Below are 3045 nucleotides of genomic sequence, written 5' to 3' on the forward strand. Positions count from 1 at the left end.
ATTCAAAACCATCGTCGCCATTCTGCAGAACGAGCAGGACGCCGAGCGCGTGCTCGACTGCGCCATTCCGCTCGCCACCCGGTTCCAGAGCCATCTGGTCGGCATCCATGCCGAAACACTTCCCGTGCCGTACACCTCGGCCACAGGCTTTCCGGACACCGAATTCCTGCAGGTTTCGGCAGATATGAACCGGGAACGGGCCGAGAAATTAAAGGCGCTGTTTCTCAGACATATCGAGGATTCCGGTCTTTCCTTCGAGTGGCGAAGCCTGGAGAGCTTTTCGGGTGACAGCGCGCTGACCGGGATTTCGAGCGTGCGGGCCGCCGACCTGATCATAGCGGCGCAGCGCGAAACGGGCGGCGATTCCAGCGCGGACGTGGACACGCTGGTCTACGATGCCGGCCGGCCGGTGCTGGTGGTGCCGCACGAGGGTCCGCTGATCACCACCTTCAAACGCGTCTTGCTCGCCTGGAACGGCAGCAAGGAAGCGGCGCGGGCCGCCTTCGACGCGCTGCCCTTCATCATCGAAGCCGAGAAGACTGACATATTGGTTATCGACCCTCCTGAAACGCTCGACGACAGCCCGGAGGCCGCCGGCGCCGAAATCGCGTCGGCGCTGTCGCGCCACGGCGCCACCGTCAGCGTCTCGGTGCAGCAGTCGGGCGGCAATTCGGTCGATGACATCATCCAGACCAGAATCGCGGAAACCGGCGCCGATCTGCTGGTGCTCGGCGCCTACAGCCACTCATGGCTGCGTCAGCTTCTATTCGGCGGCGTGACGCGCAACGTGCTGCGCACCGCGCCGGTGGCAGCGTTCCTGTCGCGGTAGGTCCACAGCGATCGCTGGGCCTTGCCTTTGCCAAGGCCCTTGCTCTTGCCAAGATGGGGGCTTTCCAGCTAATTCCGCGCGCATTCCCCTGTTTTCCTGCGCGCGATCCCCGCGTGCTGTGGAGTGCGCGACATGTCCCTTCCCGAAAAAGCCTTTCCGGTCTCCTGGGACCAGTTCCATCGCGACGCCCGGGCGCTCGCCTGGCGGCTTGCCGGCGCTAACAAGGGACAATGGAAAGCGATCGTCTGCATCACGCGAGGCGGGCTGGTCCCCGCGGCGATCATCTCGCGTGAACTCGGCATCCGCGTCATCGAGACGGTCTGCGTCGCCTCCTATCACGACTATACCAGCCAGGGTCAGCTGCAGGTCCTCAAGGAGATCACCCCTGCCCTGCTCGCCGAAGACGGCGCCGGCGTGCTGATCATCGACGACCTGACCGACACCGGCAAGACGGCGGGCATCGTCCGCGCGATGATGCCCAAGGCGCATTTCGCCACCGTCTATGCCAAGCCGAAAGGCCGGCCGCTGGTCGATACTTTCGTCACGGAAGTCAGCCAGGACACCTGGATCTATTTCCCGTGGGACATGGGCTTCACCTACCAGAAGCCGATCGCCGACGACCACGCCGGCTGATTCGTAACTACCTGCCTGTTACAGACCAGCAGCTTGCACCGGCATGATTTGCTTTCGCAAACAGGTCCGGCAGGGCCGGATATTTTGCGAAATCGGCGTCTATTGGCGGAAATCGGCCAGGCGAATGAAATTTTTTACTTTTATTGCCGACAATTAGCCGTAAGATTCGTGAGACGGCAAACGATTCCGGAGGCTGGGGCTAGCTTCTTCGATGTTGACGAGGCCAACGACACACAATCATCTGGCCGAAAGGGTCCGACGGCTCTTCGGCACGGCGCCGTGCCGCCTGCAGGTTGCCGCCCTGCCCTGGCGCGACACGGGCGACGGCGTCGAAATCATGCTGATCACCAGCCGCGATACTGGCCGCTGGGTATTGCCCAAGGGCTGGCCAGAGGCCAGGGAGCCGCTCTGCGAGGCCGCGGCGCGCGAAGCCGGCGAGGAGGCCGGGCTGCGCGGCCGTGTCTCTCATCTTGAAGCCGGCCGTTACTTCTACGCCAAGGTCCTGGCTTCCGGCGAAGAAGTGCCGTGCGAGGTCTTGGTGTTTCCACTGCATGTCGACAAAGTCGCGGACCGCTGGAAGGAAAAACACTCACGCACCCGCAAATGGGTCCGTGCGAGCGAAGCGGTGCGCATGGTCAACGAACCCGACCTTTGCCAGATCATCGCCTATTTCTGCGCCGACCCGCACAGCTTCTCCTGACGGGCGGCCACACCGCTCTCTTTGCAAAACGGAACTGGCTTGCAAAGGCTAATGCATGTCGCCCAAAAGTGACCTCGGTTTTGGGAGAACGACATGCATAAAAGCAAGGACCTAAAGCGGGTCGCTTGAATCCGTTCAAGCGCGACACGCTTTAGACACGCGTTGCCATGCTTCGACATGAATGCTTTGCTAAGGAATCAAGGGTAGGATTCGGCAGCTCTGGTATTTTTGATCGATGGCGAATCCCGCAAATCCAATTCCAAACGAGTCCGACGACCCCCAGCGCGAGCATCGTCCGCGCGTGCTCAAGGGTGGGTCGATCATCACCGGAATTTCGAATTCGGAAGTCGGTTGCACGCTGCGCAACCAGCACGACGGCGGCGCCGAACTGAAGATACCGCTCGAAGCCCGGGTCCCAGATCGGTTCCTTCTCTATGTGCCGCTCGACGGCATTGCCTATCGGTGCGAGGTCCGGTGGCGTCGCAACGACCGTATCGGGGTGCAGTTCACCGGCACCGAACCAAAGCCCCGGCTGCATTACGGCTGACGCCCGGGCGAGCTTGCGCACGGAAAATCGTGATCCGCGCCTGCATTCTATCCCCGTTATCCACATATGTGACACACAAGATGTTGGGGTCACAAAAGCTACGCAAACGAATCCTTGACGGCGCAAAACGAGTCGCCTTTTATAGGCCATGTGCTCCTGTTGAGAGTGCGACCGGAAAGTTCTGAGCCCGGTCTTTTTTCCCGGATTATGTGCGTTTTTGCTCGCATTTCCGCCTGTTTACGAGGCCGGCGGAAGCGTTGGGATTGTGGGGCGGTTGGGGACGATAGGGACAATTGTCGGGCTTGAATAAATTGTCTGTTAATACTATATTTAGTG

4 protein-coding genes are annotated in these 3045 nt (G+C 60.8%); all 4 read left to right on the plus strand.

Annotated features, from left to right (window positions below; genetic code table 11):
- Nucleotides 1-829 (plus strand): universal stress protein (locus EOD15_RS31665; RefSeq protein ID WP_148129735.1); only part of this gene is annotated, 829 nt, incomplete at its 5' end.
- Between the two features lie 132 nt (nt 830-961).
- Nucleotides 962-1462, plus strand: a complete 501-nt coding sequence (gene gpt, locus EOD15_RS31670) for a xanthine phosphoribosyltransferase (protein WP_057145797.1) — start codon at nt 962-964, stop codon at nt 1460-1462.
- A 211-nt stretch (nt 1463-1673) separates the two neighbouring features.
- Nucleotides 1674-2162, plus strand: coding sequence for an NUDIX hydrolase (locus EOD15_RS31675; RefSeq protein ID WP_023810435.1), 489 nt, complete (start codon nt 1674-1676; stop codon nt 2160-2162).
- 235 nt (nt 2163-2397) lie between these two features.
- The gene (locus EOD15_RS31680) at nt 2398-2709 is read left to right on the plus strand and encodes a PilZ domain-containing protein (RefSeq protein WP_127322526.1); all 312 of its coding nucleotides are present in this window, start codon (nt 2398-2400) and stop codon (nt 2707-2709) included.
- Nucleotides 2710-3045: the final 336 nt, after the last annotated feature.

The organism is Mesorhizobium sp. M7A.T.Ca.US.000.02.2.1 (genome assembly GCF_003996995.1).
In the GTDB taxonomy this organism is placed as follows: Bacteria; Pseudomonadota; Alphaproteobacteria; order Rhizobiales; family Rhizobiaceae; genus Mesorhizobium.

Bases quoted from the DNA above. Each gene is read 5' to 3' on its own strand.
- gpt (WP_057145797.1), top strand. From the start codon at position 962: ATGTCCCTTCCCGAAAAAGCCTTTCCGGTCTCCTGGGACCAGTTCCAT.
- EOD15_RS31675 (WP_023810435.1), top strand. From the start codon at position 1,674: ATGTTGACGAGGCCAACGACACACAATCATCTGGCCGAAAGGGTCCGA.
- EOD15_RS31680 (WP_127322526.1), top strand. From the start codon at position 2,398: ATGGCGAATCCCGCAAATCCAATTCCAAACGAGTCCGACGACCCCCAG.